The organism is Solwaraspora sp. WMMD406, assembly GCF_029626025.1.
In the GTDB taxonomy this organism is placed as follows: domain Bacteria; phylum Actinomycetota; class Actinomycetes; order Mycobacteriales; family Micromonosporaceae; genus Micromonospora_E.
The window spans coordinates 3,840,386-3,854,787 of sequence record NZ_JARUBF010000001.1 but is presented as its reverse complement, the minus strand read 5'-3'; the positions used below and the strand labels follow the sequence as shown (position 1 = coordinate 3,854,787).

At 69.8% G+C, this 14,402-nt stretch carries 8 protein-coding genes; 7 read left to right on the top strand and 1 reads right to left on the bottom strand.

The genetic code is table 11. From position 1 onward, the window contains the following. Nucleotides 1-357 precede the first annotated feature (357 nt). Nucleotides 358-1,119, top strand: a complete 762-nt coding sequence (locus O7632_RS17075) for a transposase family protein (RefSeq protein WP_278111118.1) — start codon at nucleotides 358-360, stop codon at nucleotides 1,117-1,119. Between the two features lie 284 nt (nucleotides 1,120-1,403). Here the strand turns inward: O7632_RS17075 and O7632_RS17070 are convergent, their stop codons facing one another. Continuing rightward, entirely contained in the window at nucleotides 1,404-6,890 is a 5,487-nt protein-coding gene (locus tag O7632_RS17070) for a carboxyl transferase domain-containing protein (RefSeq protein WP_278115535.1), read from the bottom strand. 665 nt (nucleotides 6,891-7,555) lie between these two features. Between O7632_RS17070 and O7632_RS17065 the strand changes: the two genes are divergently transcribed. Genes O7632_RS17065 through O7632_RS17040 form a run of 6 tightly spaced genes read left to right on the top strand, consistent with a single transcriptional unit; the run spans nucleotide 7,556 to nucleotide 14,380 of the window. After that, nucleotides 7,556-8,224 carry a class I SAM-dependent methyltransferase gene (locus tag O7632_RS17065; RefSeq protein ID WP_278115533.1) on the top strand — a complete coding sequence of 223 codons (669 nt, stop codon included), beginning with the start codon at nucleotides 7,556-7,558 and terminating at the stop codon, nucleotides 8,222-8,224. After that, nucleotides 8,209-9,708 carry an AMP-binding protein gene (locus O7632_RS17060; RefSeq protein WP_278115532.1) on the top strand — a complete coding sequence of 500 codons (1,500 nt, stop codon included), beginning with the start codon at nucleotides 8,209-8,211 and terminating at the stop codon, nucleotides 9,706-9,708. The genes O7632_RS17065 and O7632_RS17060 overlap by 16 nt, the downstream gene beginning before the upstream one ends. Beyond that, nucleotides 9,705-10,604 carry an alpha/beta hydrolase gene (locus O7632_RS17055; protein WP_278115531.1) on the top strand — a complete coding sequence of 300 codons (900 nt, stop codon included), beginning with the start codon at nucleotides 9,705-9,707 and terminating at the stop codon, nucleotides 10,602-10,604. Before O7632_RS17060 ends, O7632_RS17055 begins: the two co-directional genes overlap by 4 nt. Nucleotides 10,605-10,659: 55 nt before the next feature. Beyond that, entirely contained in the window at nucleotides 10,660-11,670 is a 1,011-nt protein-coding gene (locus tag O7632_RS17050; RefSeq protein WP_278115529.1) for a hypothetical protein, read from the top strand. After that, entirely contained in the window at nucleotides 11,667-12,845 is a 1,179-nt protein-coding gene (locus O7632_RS17045; RefSeq protein WP_278115528.1) for an AMP-binding protein, read from the top strand. Before O7632_RS17050 ends, O7632_RS17045 begins: the two co-directional genes overlap by 4 nt. Next, the gene (locus O7632_RS17040; protein WP_278115525.1) at nucleotides 12,842-14,380 is read left to right on the top strand and encodes a DHA2 family efflux MFS transporter permease subunit; all 1,539 of its coding nucleotides are present in this window, start codon (nucleotides 12,842-12,844) and stop codon (nucleotides 14,378-14,380) included. The genes O7632_RS17045 and O7632_RS17040 overlap by 4 nt, the downstream gene beginning before the upstream one ends. Nucleotides 14,381-14,402 lie beyond the last annotated feature (22 nt).

The following is a 14,402-nucleotide window of genomic DNA, read 5'->3' as shown; positions in this document are numbered from 1 at the left end:
GGATGTCAGGCTTCACGCGGGATCGGCGGAGTGGGTCGGGACAGTCCAAAGAGCTGTCGTCGGGGTCACGGTCGCTCACGTGGAGGCACGACGTTCCCTGATGGTGGGACGCCCTAGCGCCTGGTGCAGCCATTTATTCACATGATCAATATGTCTGGCAAGAGGATCGCGAGAATGACCCCTTGGACCTGAATGAGCGGCGTAGTCGCGAGAACGCCATCCTCACCTTTTGTCCACAACGAGGCTTATTCAGCAGGCCTCCGACCCGCTACAGTAGACCCCCAATAAAAGGACGATCCGCTCTTCCGTAGGATGGAGTTACCACACAACATCACAAAGAAAAGCGGACCGCCGAACATGTATCATACCACTGGCTTCACCACGGACCAGATCCGCGACCTCTGCGTGCTGGTCCGAGCGGAATGCCAGGATCTGGATGTGGAGCCGTGGCCCCCGGTCCTTGGTCTCTACCGCGCTGTCGTCGTCGCGTTGACCTACATGCGTCGCAACCGCGTCCAAGCGGAGATCGCCGAAGCACACGGCGTCTCCCAGCCGACGATCTCGCGAGCGGTCACCGGCATCACCCCGGTCCTCGATCGCGTGCTGACGGAGTTCGTACCGACAGCCGACGACCTCAGCCCGACCGACCAGTACATCGTCGACGGCACCCTGCTTCCCTGCTGGTCATGGCGCACGCACCGCTGTCTGTACTCCGGCAAGCACAAGACCACGGGCATGAGCGTCCAGGTCGCCTGCACCCTCGACGGCGCGCTCGCCTGGATCTCCGATCCCGTCACCGGCAACCACCACGACTCGTACGCGATCAACGACACCGGGGTCCTCGTCACCCTGAATCCCGGAGACTGGATCGGTGACAAGGGCTACGTCGGCAACGGCATGATCACCCCGTACAAGAAGCCCAAAGGTGGCGAGCTCGCGGAATGGCAGAAGGAATACAACAGGCAGGTCAACAAGATCCGCTGGGTTGTGGAACAGGTCGTCGCGAACCTGAAGACATGGCGGATCCTGCACACCGACTACCGCAGACCGCTCGCGACCTTCACAGAAACGATCTCCTGTGTTATCGGGTTGCACTTCTACAGGATGGCCTGTGAATAGACCTCAACGCCGACTCGCGGGCATTGCGCCTTCTGATGCTCATTGGCCGGCGAACTGGCGATTGTCAGCAGAGCGTACCGATCTGCACCAAGCACGACGATCACTCCGGATCAGTCGCCGATCAGCCATGCCGGTCGGATCAGCCGCTCGGTCCCGGTAGGACGTGTCCTACCGGGACCGAGCGGCACCCGCCGACCGATTCGATCGGCGCTCCGAGAGCCGGGTTCACCGATGGCGGTCCGGAAGGGACCGCCATCGGCCCTGGTCACCCCTGACGGCCCTGGTCACCCCTGACCCAGGTGGGACTCGATCACCTCGATGACGCGTGGACGCAGGTCGGCGGCCCGGATCACCGCGTCCACCGAGCCGACCTCGACGGCCCGCTGGATGTTGTGGATCCGGTCGAACTCCGTGGCCACCTCGCCCAGCTTCTCCGCCCGTACCGAGGAGCGCAGCTCGTCGAGCTCGGCGGTCAACGCGGCGCGGTCGGTACCGGACGCGGCGGCCACCCGGGCTTGCAGCTCCCGTACCCGCGGGTCACGCGCGGTACGGGCGTCCACGTCACCGGAGAACACCACGGCGGCGGCGGGAGCACCGCCGAGCACCGAGGCGAACGAGCCTTCGAGGGCGAGCACCGTCATGTTGGGGTTGAGCGCCTTCGAGAAGACCACGAACGCGCCGCCGTGGTATCGCGAGATCACGCAGAACACGATCGGCCCACGGAAGTTGACGATCGCCCGGCCGATCTCAGCACCGTACTCCAGCTGCAGTTTGCGCATCGACTCGGGCGAGCCGTCGAAGCCCGACAGGTTGGCCAGCACCACCAGCGGTCGGTTGCCGCTGGCCGCGTTGATCGCCCGCGCGGCCTTCTTCGACGACTGCGGGAACAGCGTCCCGGCGGTGTAGGTGTCCGGGCCGTCGGTGGGTGGGAAGCCCCGGCGGGCCACGGTGCGCGACTCGATGCCGAGCAGACACACCGGGATGCCGCCGAGGTGGACGTCCTGCACCACGGCCGTGTCGGCGTCGGCCATCCCGGCCCAGCGTTCCAGGACCGGGTGGTCCTGGTCGGCAAGTGCCCGCATCACGGTCCGGATGTCGAACGGCTTCTTCCGGTCCGGGTTGGCTTCGATGGAGAAGATCTCCCCGACGGTGGCGAAGTCGCTGCCGGCGACCGTGTGCGGGAAGGTGGAGATGTCCCGGTCGACCGGGTCGGTGGTGGTCGCCCGCCGGGGCGCGGACTCGCCTGGCGCGACGTAGGTGTGGTCGTAGTGGGCCAGCAGCACGTCCCGCGCGGCGGTCAGGGTCGGCGCCCAGTACTGCGCCTGCCCGTTCGGGCCCATCACCCGGTCGTAGCCGCCGATGCCGAAGTTGTCCTCGGCGGAGACGCCACCGGAGAAGTCCAGCGACTGCTTGCCGGTGAGCACCATCGCCGAGTCCGGCGTCATGACCAGGATGCCCTTGGTGTGCATGAGCATCGTCGCCTCGGCGTTCCAGTACGGCTGGGCGCCGACGTTGATGCCCGCGACCACGATGTTGATCTCGCCGCCGTCCTGGGTGAACTCGACGATCCGCTTGAGCGCGGCGGCCACCCAGTCCATGTTCTCGGTGCCCGACTCCATCGAGATCCGGGCCCCGGCGGACAGCGCGTACCACTCCAGCGGCACCCGCATCCGGTCGGCCAGGTCCAGGGCGGCGATGATCCGGCGGCACTCCGGCTCCGACAGGGCACCGAGCGACTTGGTGGGGTCACCGAGCAGCACGACCCGGGTGACGCCCTGCGGATGCCGGGGGGTGACCGTGGTGACCACCCCGGCGACGATCGCCGCGCTGTTGCGCCCCTTGGGTCGGTCGACCGGCACCAACGCGTTGTCACCGTCGAGATCGTGCTCGACGAAGTCGCCGAGCCTGCCGGTCAGCTCGTACGGGTAGACCGTGTTGCGGCTGCTCGCCCGCAGCACCTTCAGCCGGTAGTCGTCGAGTGGTTCGACCGGCTCGACCGGCGGTTCCCCGACGCTCAGCTGGGCGCCGCCGGTGGCGTCGAAGACGATCCGTACGGCGATCTTGGCCAGCTCGCCGGTCCTGCGGTCGCGCTGACGGCCGATGAACAGGATCTCCTCCAGGCCGGCACCGGCGGTCGTCGGCCGGACCCGCTCGGCGATCATCTCCATCTCGGCTCGGGTGAGTTCGCTCGGCGGCCAGACGTAGATAATGATCCGGTTGGTGGTGAACCGCGTCTTCGACGGACGCAGCGACTGGGCGCGGCGGATCGAGTCGAGGCAGGCGGCGACGGTGTCCTCGGTGGTCGGCAGGGAGACCAGCCGGCCGTCGTGATCGCGCAGCTGGGTCAGGTCGCGTACCTGCGCGAACGCGACGAGCCGTTCGTCCGACGAGTTCTCCCGCGCCGCGCACCGGAACAGGTAGACCTCTTCGTCCGACGACGGCAGCCGGGTCAGGTCGAACTTGCGCAGCCGTTCCAGCTGCATGCGCTGCGCGATGTACGGGTGCAGCCCTCGGATGAGCCGTTCCTCGACCATCCCCCGGCTTGACGGACGGAACGTGAAGTGGTGGTGCATCACCGCTCCGGCGCGACCCGCGATGGTGGTGGTGACCCGGCGGACCTGATGCGGCAGCGGGTGCGCGGTGATGACCTCCAGCAGCGCCGCCACCGTGGCGTCGAAGTCGTCCGGCTGGTTCTCCCAGGCCAGATAGATGTCAGCGTCGATGGACTCCTTGCCGTTGGCCAATTCGGCGAGCCCGTCCAGGGCGGTGCCGAGCGCGGCGAAGCCCACCGCCGCGCTGACCACGCTCGAATCGACCCGCTCGGCGACCACGAACGCGCACCCGCCGACCTGTCGGACGCCGATGTCGGCGATTCCCTTGTTGCCGTAGTATCGCCGGGTCAGCACCTCCAACATGACCGCGTTGTCGAGGTGGTCCCGGACGATCCGCTGGCCGAGCAGCCGGACCAGTGGTTCGGTGCTGCGGACCATCTCGGCGATCCGGTCGGCGCGGTCCGGTGACTGGGGATTCACGTCGAGGTGACGCAGGTGTGCCCGGACCTTGGCGTACACGCGGGCTCGGTTGCGCCGCAGCAGCGGCTGGGCGAACCAGGCGAACACCACGCCACGGGCCAGGTCGGCGACCACCGGGAAGCGGACCTGGGTGGCGGCGACCAGCCGTTCCAGCGCCAGACCCGCGGGCTCGTGCAGCGACAGGCTCGGCGGCGGCTCGCGCAGCCAGGCGCGCAGCAGCGTCGCGACGACCGTGGCGTCGGCGGACGCGCGTTGCAGGGCGAGGAAGATCCGGAAGACGGCGGACTCCAGATCGGCCGAGCGCTCCAGGTCGGCGACGCCGTAGTGGCTGAGCGCCTTGGCGAGCTTGGTCTGGAAGGCGTCGGGAAGTCCGGCCCGCTCGACGTCGAGGCTCTGCAGGTAGGTGTGGAAGTATTCGCGGTCGCTGTGCACGTGACCCTGGCCGTGGCTGTCGACGCCGTCGTCGCCGGCCGGCCGGTTGCGGCTCAGCTCGGCGAGGTCGGCGAAGACCTCGATCAGGTCGATCTCCTCGGCCAACGGGCGGTAGCCGTCCTCGGTGGCGGCCTGCCGGGCGGCGAGGTAGCCGTCGAGGACCCGGCGGTCGTCGTGCGGGTCGACGTCGAAGCCGAGGAGCAGGCCGCGCAGGTCTTCCTGGCCGCGTCGGGACCGCTCGACCGCCGGGATCTGCCGGGTGGTGACGGGCATGTCCAGTTCGACGGTCGCGGCGGCCGGGCCGGTCGCCGCGCCCGCACCGGCGGCGTCGTCGGCGATCGGCTCGAGCCGCAGCAGCGGCGCGCCGGCCTCCACCTGGTTGCCCACCGAGACGGCGCATTCCTTGAGTCGGGCCTTGAACGGTGCCCGCAGGACCGTCTCCATCTTCATGGCTTCCAGCACGAGCACCGGGGCGCCCTGTTCGATCTCGGCACCGACCTCGACCGGGGTGGCGACGACCAACGCGGGCATGGGGGCGCGTAGCACGCCGCCCTCGTCGCGGCTGACCCGGTGGGTCACCCCGTCGACCTCGACCAGGTGGATCGGCCCGTGGGTGCCGGTCGCCAGGCGGAAGCGGGCACCGTTGACGACGATCTGTCCGGTATGCCGGTCGAAGCGGTCCAGCTCGACGTCGGCGGTGTGGACGCTGTCGCCGGCCTCGATGCCGACCCGGAACCGGTGCGCGCCGGTGCGGGCCACCCGTACGCGGTAGCTGACGCCCCGCAGTTTGAGGTCCACGGGTCGGCCGCTGGCGTGCCGTACCTGGGGGCGTCCACCGGACGCCGTCGCCAGCAGCCGCTGCAGTTCGACGTGCTCGTCGGCCTCGTAGCCCTCGATGGCGGCGGCGGCGAGCGCGACGGCGACGTGGCGCTGTGCGACGAGCCGACCCTCGCCACGGACCCGGTCGATCCAGCCGGTGTCCGCGCTGGCGTCGATCACCTCGGGCTGGTCGAGCAGGTCGATCACGAAGCTCTTGTTCGTCGCGCCACCCTCGATGATCACGGTGGTGTTCGCCATCGCCCGGCGGAGCCGGCCGAGTGCCTCGTCGCGGTCCCGCCCGTACGCGATGATCTTGGCGATCATGGAGTCGAAGGCGGCGGGGATGGTGTCGCCCTCGCTGACCCCGGTGTCGACCCGGATGCCGGGACCTGCCGGCAGATCCAACCGGGCGATGCGACCGGGGGACGGCGCGAAGTCGCGGTCGGGATCCTCGGCGTTGAGCCGGGCCTCGATGGCGTGTCCGCGTTCCACCGGCGGCTCGCCTTCGAGGCGTCCGCCCGACGCCACGTGCAGTTGGGCCTTGACCAGGTCGAATCCGGTGGTGGCTTCGGTGATCGGGTGTTCGACCTGCAGCCGGGTGTTGACCTCGAGGAAGGCGAACATGCGGTCGCCCGGGTGGTAGAGGAACTCGACGGTGGCCGCGCCCCGGTAGCCGACCGCGACGGCGAGCCGTTCGGCCGACGCCTTGAGCTCGGCGGCCTGCGCCGGGCTGAGCACCGGTGACGCCGACTCCTCAATGACCTTCTGGTTGCGTCGCTGGACCGAGCAGTCGCGTACGCCGAGCGCCCAGGCGGTGCTCTGACCATCGGCGATCACCTGGACCTCGACGTGTCGGGCACCGGTGACCAGCCGCTCCAGGAACACGATGCCGCTGCCGAACGCGCGGGCCGCTTCCTGGCTGGTGCGCTCGTAGGCGTCGGCGAGTTCGGCCTCGTTGGTGACCACCCGGATGCCGCGACCGCCACCTCCGGCGGTCGCCTTGAGCATCAGCGGGTAGCCGATCTCGGTGGCCGCCGCCAGCGCGGCGTCCAGCGTCTCGACGGCACCTCGGCTCCAAGGGGCGACCGGGACGCCGACCTCCTCGGCGATCAGTTTCGCACCGATCTTGTCGCCGAGTTGACGCATGGCGTCCGCGCTGGGTCCGACGAACGTGACCCCGACCTTCTCGCAGAGTTCGGCGAACGCCGGGGCCTCGGCGACGAAGCCCCAGCCGACCCACGCGGCGTCGGCTCCGGTCTGCACCAACGCGCGTTCCAGGACCGCCAGGTCGAGGTACGGTCGCGCGGACGCCGGACCCAGGTCGTAGGCGATGTCCGCTTCCCGGACGAACGTCGCGGTTCGGTCGACGTCGGTGTACAGGGCGACGGTCTCGATTCGTGTCCCGGTCTCGGCAGCCAGCTCCCGGACCGCGTGGATGAGCCGCATGGCGGCCTCTCCACGGTTGACGATGGCAACACGGCTGAACACCCGATCGACCCCTCCGGTAGGCCTACGATCAACGCGTCGCGGATGCGACTCCCGACAGTGATCACCCTCCCGTCTGCCGGCCGGCGGCGCCATAGCGCGAGCACCGAAGCCCTTGGCCACAGTTTGTAGGAACCACACAAAGGTTTTTGGCCCTCACCCGGGGTTCGGGACAGGCGCGCTGGTCAGCGGCGGTACGCGGGAGAAACGGGCAACACACGGTACGGCGTCAGCACACGGTACGGCGTCGGTGCCGGCCGACGCCAGACCGGGTGGCGTCGCCAGGGGTCCGGTCAGTGAAGTGACAGTGATCTGATCCGATTCGATCCGAACCGATCCTGTTGCCAGGGGCGATGTGGGGTGACGACACGCCGGACCGATGATGAGCGCAACCGAGCGCGGTCGCGGCAGGGTGGCCGCAACCAGCGAAAACGGGAATCCAGCGCCGTCGGACAAATATTTGTGTGATCCAGATCACTCCTCTTTCCATAGATCAACTTCTTCTCATACTGACTCACTGCTTGCTATTTTCTGCGTACGCAACCGGTACGGGGAGGTGCAGATGAGCGTCGATCTGTGACAATTTCGGCCGGGCGCAACACGTCCAACGTCCAATCACAGCACGGCCCGGGCACATGCTCGCCGAGCGCGGCTCACTGGGGATGATCGTGACGTCCGAGCTATGGAATCCCACCACCTATGACGCGCTGCGGCGCCAACTCATCCCGTCATTCGACCTGCTCTACACGAGCGCGGTGAGCGCCGTCGCCATGTCCGTGTCCGACCAGCCGCGAATTCTCGACCTCGGGGCGGGAACCGGACTGCTCAGCGCCGCCCTGCGGGAACGGATACCCGACTCGTCGATCACGCTGGTAGACCACTCCGAACGAATGCTCGCACAAGCCAGACAGCGATTCGACGGTGGTCGAGGCACCGAGTTCGTGGTCTCCGGACTCACGGATCCACTGCCGGCCGGTCCGTTCGACGCGGTCGTCTCCGGACTGGCCATTCATCATCTGGAGCACGACGACAAGAAAAAGCTATTCCACCGGATTCCGCAGGTCTTACGCCCTGGTGGCATATTCGTCAATGTCGAGCAGGTGCTCGCCCCGGCTCCCGAGCTGGAGCAGATGTACGACCGGCAACACGAGAGCCATGTCCACGCCGCCGGCACTCCCGCCGATGAGTGGGCCGCCGGACGCGAACGAATGAAGCACGACATCTGCATAGACGTCGACACCCAGCTCGCTTGGTTGCGCGACGCCGGGTTCAGCACAGTGGACTGCCTGGCCAAGGACTGGCGGTTCGCCACCTACGCCGGATGGCTGGCGCGGTGACCGTCGCCGGGCTGTACCAGGCGGTCCGCGAGGTCGCGACACGACGTCCGGACGTGGTCGCGATCCGTACCACCGATCGACGGTCGACGACGTACGCCGGGCTCGTCGACCTGGCCGACCGCGTCGCCGGCGGCCTCGTCGCCCGGGGCGTGCGACCCGGCGACGCCGTCGCGGTGGTGCTGCGCAACAGCATCGAGTACGTCGCGTTGATCCTCGCGGTGGCCCGGCTCGGCGCCCGTTACGTACCGCTGCTGCCGAACTTCGACGACGTCGGCGTACACGCCGCCCGGACCCGGGCCCGTCCCGTCCTGCTGGTCACCGACCGGCACCGGCCGGTCGGCACCACGGGCCGCACCGGCGAGTACGGCCCGTTGGCCACCGTCGACCTCGACCCGCTCACCGCCGCCACCCCGCTCGACCCGGCCGTCCCGACCGACCCGACCGCCGTCTTCCGGCTCTTGTGGACTTCCGGCTCGACCGGCTTCCCCAAGATGATGGCCTGGCGGCAGGACCGGTTCGTCACCGAACGCCGCCGCTGGCTCGCCGACACCGGCATCCGCGACGACGACGTGTTCTTCTGCCGACACACCCTCGACGTCGCGCACGCCACCGACCTGCACGTGTTCGCCGCACTGCTGACCGGTGCCGAACTGGTGCTGGCCGACCCGCAGGCCCCGGCAGACGTCCTACTGGACCAACTGGTCGCGCACCAGGCGACCGTGACCAGCGCGTTGCCGCAGCACTACGCCGACCTGATCGGTGCCGCCCGTCGGCGGGGTCGGTCGCCGCTGCCGGCACTGCGCCGGCCGCTGTGCGGTGGCGCCTACCTCGACCCGGCGACCGTCCGGGACGCCGCCGACGTGCTCGGCATCCACATCCGGCAGATCTACGGTTCGACCGAGTTCGGGCTGGCGCTGGGCAACATGGCCGACGTGCTGCAGAGCGACGGACTGATGCGGCCGGTACGCGGCGTCGGCACCCGGCTGGAGCCCTTCGTGCCCGGCCGCCCCGACATCGGTGAGCTGGTGCTCTACTCCGACTGCACCAGCGAAGGGTACGTCGACGCACCCGACGCGAACGCCCGCACCTTCCGCCGGCCCGAGTTCTGGACCGGCGACGTGGCCATCCGAACCACCGACGGCGGCTACCGGATCCTGGGTCGGGTGTCCGAGACGCTGGCCGCTACGGACGGACCGCTGCCCGCGCCGGTCCTCGACGGGGAACTGAGCACCGCCGACGCCGTGGCGGCAGCCGTCTGCCTGGCCGTACACCCCGGCGAATTCCGCGCCGAGGTGGCGGTGGCCGCGATCGCCGCCGGTGGACACTCCGACGACGACGTCACCAAAGCCGTCACGGAGATCCTCGCGGCACGTGGGCTGACCGGGACCGTACGGATCGTGCCGGCGATTCCCCGGACACCAGTCGGCAAGGTCGACAAACCGATGCTACGGACGTTGCTGGGCCTGACCGGAGGTGTCCGGTGATCGAACTGCTCGATCGACAGCACGACCAGCGGCCGGCGGTGGTCATGGTGCCCGGTCTGGCCGCCACGGCCGAGTTCTTCGGCGCCGCCGTGAGCAGACTCGCCGCCCGACATCGGGTGGTGGTGGTCGAACTGCCCGGCCACGGCGACAACTCCACCGCCGGGCGGCCCGCCAGCCTGGCGCACGCCGTCGCGCAGTTGCACACCACGATCGACGAACTCGGACTGACCGACATCACGCTGCTCGGCTGGTCACTGGGCGCGACAGTGACCTACGGCTACCTGGAACGGTTCGGCACCGACCGGGTCCGGCGGTTGGTCTCCGTCGAACAGACTCCTCGGCTGTTGGTCGACGACGACTGGCCGTACGGCGCGTTCGGCGCCTTGGACGCGGCTGGTGCCTCCGCCATCGTGCAGAGCGTCACCAGCGATTATCCCGCGTTCGCCGCCGGGCTGGTCCGTAACTCGTTCGCCGCCGCGGACGGCGAGGACACCGCAGACACCAAGGACGCCGGAGACGGCGAGGACAGCGGAGCCGTCGACACTGCCGGAGACGGCGACACCGCCGCAGACCGGGGTGGTCCTGATCCGGCGACGCTGTCCGTGCTGACCGACGAGGCCTGCGACTGCGAGCCGGACGCCGTCGCGGCGCTGCTCCGCGAGGCCATCGCCGCCGACTGGCGTGACCGGATCCGGTCGATCCCCGTGCCGACCCTGCTGATCCACGGCACCCGCAGTCAGGTCTACCCCGGTGACCTGGGCCGCTGGCTCCGCGACGCGATACCGCAGGCCCGGCTGGAGATGTTCGACCACAGTGGTCACCTGCCGTTCGTCGAGGAACCGGACCGCTTCGCCCGGACCGTGGCCGCCTTCGTCGGCGACCCGGTCGGCACCTGAACCCGCCCACCTGCCCGCCCGTCTGCCCGCCGGCGCACCCGCACAGGAGAAGGCATTGACCGACGACACGGCCGCGCCCACCACGGCGCGTCGACTGAGCTGGATCTATCCCGATCGGGGCACCGCCTGGCTACGGCAGGCCGAAGAGGACGCCGTGTGGGGGCCGTACCGGAAGGTCGCCGCCGGTCTCGGCCTCGACCTCACGTTGAACAAGCCCGAAGAGGTCGCGGTCGACGCCAGTGACCCGAAGCAGCCGAAGGTCTACCTCGACGGCGACCTGGTGACGCCAGCCGACACGATCTTCGTCACCTCGCTGTACTCGCTGCCGCACCAGACCCAGGACGTCTGCAACCAGGTGTTCCTGTTCACCATCCTGCAACGGCTCGGCTTCTACCTGCCGATCCCGCCCGACCTGTCCTACCTCGGCGAAGACAAGCTCGCCACCGTGCTGCACCTGGCCGACAGCCCGATCCCCATGCTGCCGACGGTCCGGGTCGGCAGCGGCCGGGAGGCGATGGCCGGCCGCAACGACGCGGCGCTGGCCGCCCTGCCGTTCCCGCTGATCGTCAAACCCGCCTACTGGGGCATGGGCCTGGGTATCTCGGTGGTGCACAACACGCACGACCTGAAAGGCGTGATCGGTCTGGCCGGCGGATCCGACACCGCGCTGGTCGCCCAGCCCTACCTGCCCGGCGTCCGCGAACAGCGGGTGTACGTGGTCGACGGGCAGGCGCACACCGTGCTGTACGGCGTCAAAGAGGGCTACTGCCTGATGGTCACCAAGTCCACCGGCGGACGGCACGAGCGGGGCTATTCGGGTCTGCCGGCCGAACTCGCCGACGCGGTCGCGTACGCGGCGCAGCGGCTACCGACGCCATACTTCACACTGGATTTCCTCCACGACGGTGAACGGCATTGGGTCTCGGAGATCGAACTGGACGGCGCGGTGGGCTTCAACGGCATCCCGGAGCAGGACGCCGCCGGACGCGAGATCGTGCAGGCCCGGTTCCAGGCGTACCTGGCCGGGCACGCCGGCTGGCTGGCCGCCGAGCGGAGCCGGCGATGACCGCCGCCGCGACGGTGATCGGCATGGTGCCGTGGTCCGGGCTGCTCGACCAGGCACGGCTGATCGCGGCCAGCGGCGGTCCGGCGGTGCCCGCCGACGCCACTCGGCTGGCTGATCTGGCCATCACCGGCCCGGACGAGATCCTCGCGGTGTCCCGGGCGGTGACCCGATCGGGCGGCGGGGTGCTGATGTCCAGCGGCGGCACGACCGGGCGGCCCAAGCTCACCTTCGTCGCCTACCATCAGGGACTCGACCGGCTGCTCCGTCAGTGGCGCCCGCTGGGCGCAGGGGACTTCCTGCTCAATTTGTTCACCCCCGGACGGTTGTGGGCCTCGCACTACTACATGCAGGCGTTGGCGCAGCGCAGCGGCAGCGACGTCGCCCCGTTCGGGCCGATCGCCCCGGACGAGGTCGGCGAGTGGCTGCCGACGCTGCGGCGGCTACGCGTCAACGCGGTCGCCGGTACCCCGACCGCCCTGGCCGACTTCGCCCGTGGGGTGCTCGACGCCGGCGGCGGATCACCCATAGAGAAGATCATCTGGATGGCCGAACCGTGGACCGAGGAGAAGGCAACCGTGGTACGAGAGGCGTTCGGCCCGGTGCGGCTGTGGGGCAACTACGGCTCGGTAGAGACGTACGTCATCGCCACCGGCACCCCCGAGTGCGGCACGTCGGTGTTGCATCTGATGCCCGATCAGGTGCTGGAACCGGACGACGACGGCGCGCTGCTGTCCAGAGTGGGTGACGGGTGGACGGTGCCGACCGTCCGTTACCGGCTCGGGGACCGGGTGGCGGCGCAGCGGTGCGCCTGCGGCCGACCGGATGGGCTGCGGGTGCTCGGCCGGGCCGACGACGCGATCAAACTTCACGGCGCGCTGGTCGGAATCGGCATGGTCCTGGAGGTGGTACGGGGCGAGCCGGGGGTCCGTGACGCGCAGCTGGTGCTGACCCGCGCGCCCGGCGAACGGCACTCGGTCAGCCGGGTGACCGTGCACTTCACCGGTGACGCCACCGCCGACGCCGTACGGCAGCGGCTGCTGCGCCAGTTCTTCGATCTCGGCGTCGTCGCCGGCCACCAGCCGGGGGCGGTCGCCGTCGAGCGGGTGGCCCGGCTGCACCGGGTGGACCGTACCAACAAGATCCCGCCGATGATCTGGCTGGAGCCGGCCGCGTGAGCGCCCCGACCCGGCCACCGACCCAGCCCCCGACGGGGGCCAGGCTGCGCGGCAACCCATGGGCGGTGCTCGCGGTACTCGCGCTGGCGTACTTCCTGACCCAGCTCGACGTCGCGGTGCTCGCCGTCGCGGTGCCGAGCATCATGGCCGACCTCGACGCCTCCGCCGACCAGGTGGTGTGGTCGCTGAGCGCCTACATCCTGCTGCTGGCGGTCGCGTTGATCACCGCCGGACGCCTCGGTGACCTGTACGGCCGACGGCGGATCTTCCTGATCGGTGTGGCCGTGTTCACCGCGGCGAGCGTCGCCGCCGGCCTGGCGCAGGGCCCGGGGCAGCTGATCGCCGCACGGGCCGTGCAGGGACTCGGTGCCGCCCTGCTGACCCCGCAGACGTTGGCGCTGCTGGTGGAGGTCTTCCCGCCGGAGCGACGCGGGACCGCGTTCGGGATCCGGGGGGCGGTCGGCGGCGTGGCCGCGATCAGCGGACCGGCGGCCGGCGGGGTGCTGGTCAGCGCCCTGGACTGGCGGTGGATCTTCTACCTCAACGTACCGCTGGGGTTGCTCATGCTGGTGATCGGCGCGCTGGTGCTACCGGAGGTCACCCAGCGGACCCGGCACCGGCTCGACGTCACCGGCGTGGCGCTGGCCTCGGCCGCGTTGTTCTGCCTGGCGTTCGGCGTCAGCCAAGGCGAGCGGTACGGCTGGAACGTCGGCATCTGGGCGACGCTCGCCGGGTCCGGAGGATTCGTCGCGGCTTTCCTGGCGCAGCAGCGACGGCGACAGGACCGCGAGCCGTTGGTGCCGTTCACGTTGTTCCGGCAGCGCAACTTCCCGCTGATGAACGGTTTCTCGCTGACCACCTCCGGCACCGTGATCGGTCTGGTGCTGGTGCTGTCGCTGTACTTCCAGCAGGTGCTCGGCCTCAGCCCGTGGGCGGCCGGGTTGATGATCGTGCCGGCCTCGTTGTTCTCCACCCTGCTCGACCCAGTCGCCGGCAAGCTCGCCGACCGCGTGCAGGGCCGATATCTGCTGCTGGTCGGGGCGGTGTGCACGGTCGCCGGGATGGCCTGGGCGGCGCTCGCGATGCGCGACGGCGCGACCTGGCCGGCGTTCGTGGCTCCGATGTGTGTGATCGGCGTCGGCAACGCGTTTCTGTTCACGCCGCTGGCCGTGGTCGCCCTGTCCGACGTACGGCCGCAGCTGGCCGGTGCCGCATCCGGGGTGTTGATCACGGCGCTGCAGATCGGGTCGATGCTCGGCGCCGCCGTGGTCGGCACCCTGCTGCACACCCAGGTCGGCGAGGTGGTCACGGCCGGCTCGGCGCGCGCCGCGCTGCTGCTGTTGGCCGCGCTGGCGGCGCTCGGTGGCGTCGCCTGTCTGGCCGCCGGCCCCAACCTGGCCCGCCCGGCGGACGGGACATCGGCGACCGGGACCCCGGCGGATGATCCGACGGCAGATGATGCGACGGCGACAGGTCCGGGGGCGGTCGGTGGATCAGGTGGGGCCGTCGAGCAACGCGCGGACAGCTCGGCGTAGCCGGGCGGTCCGGGTCGACCCT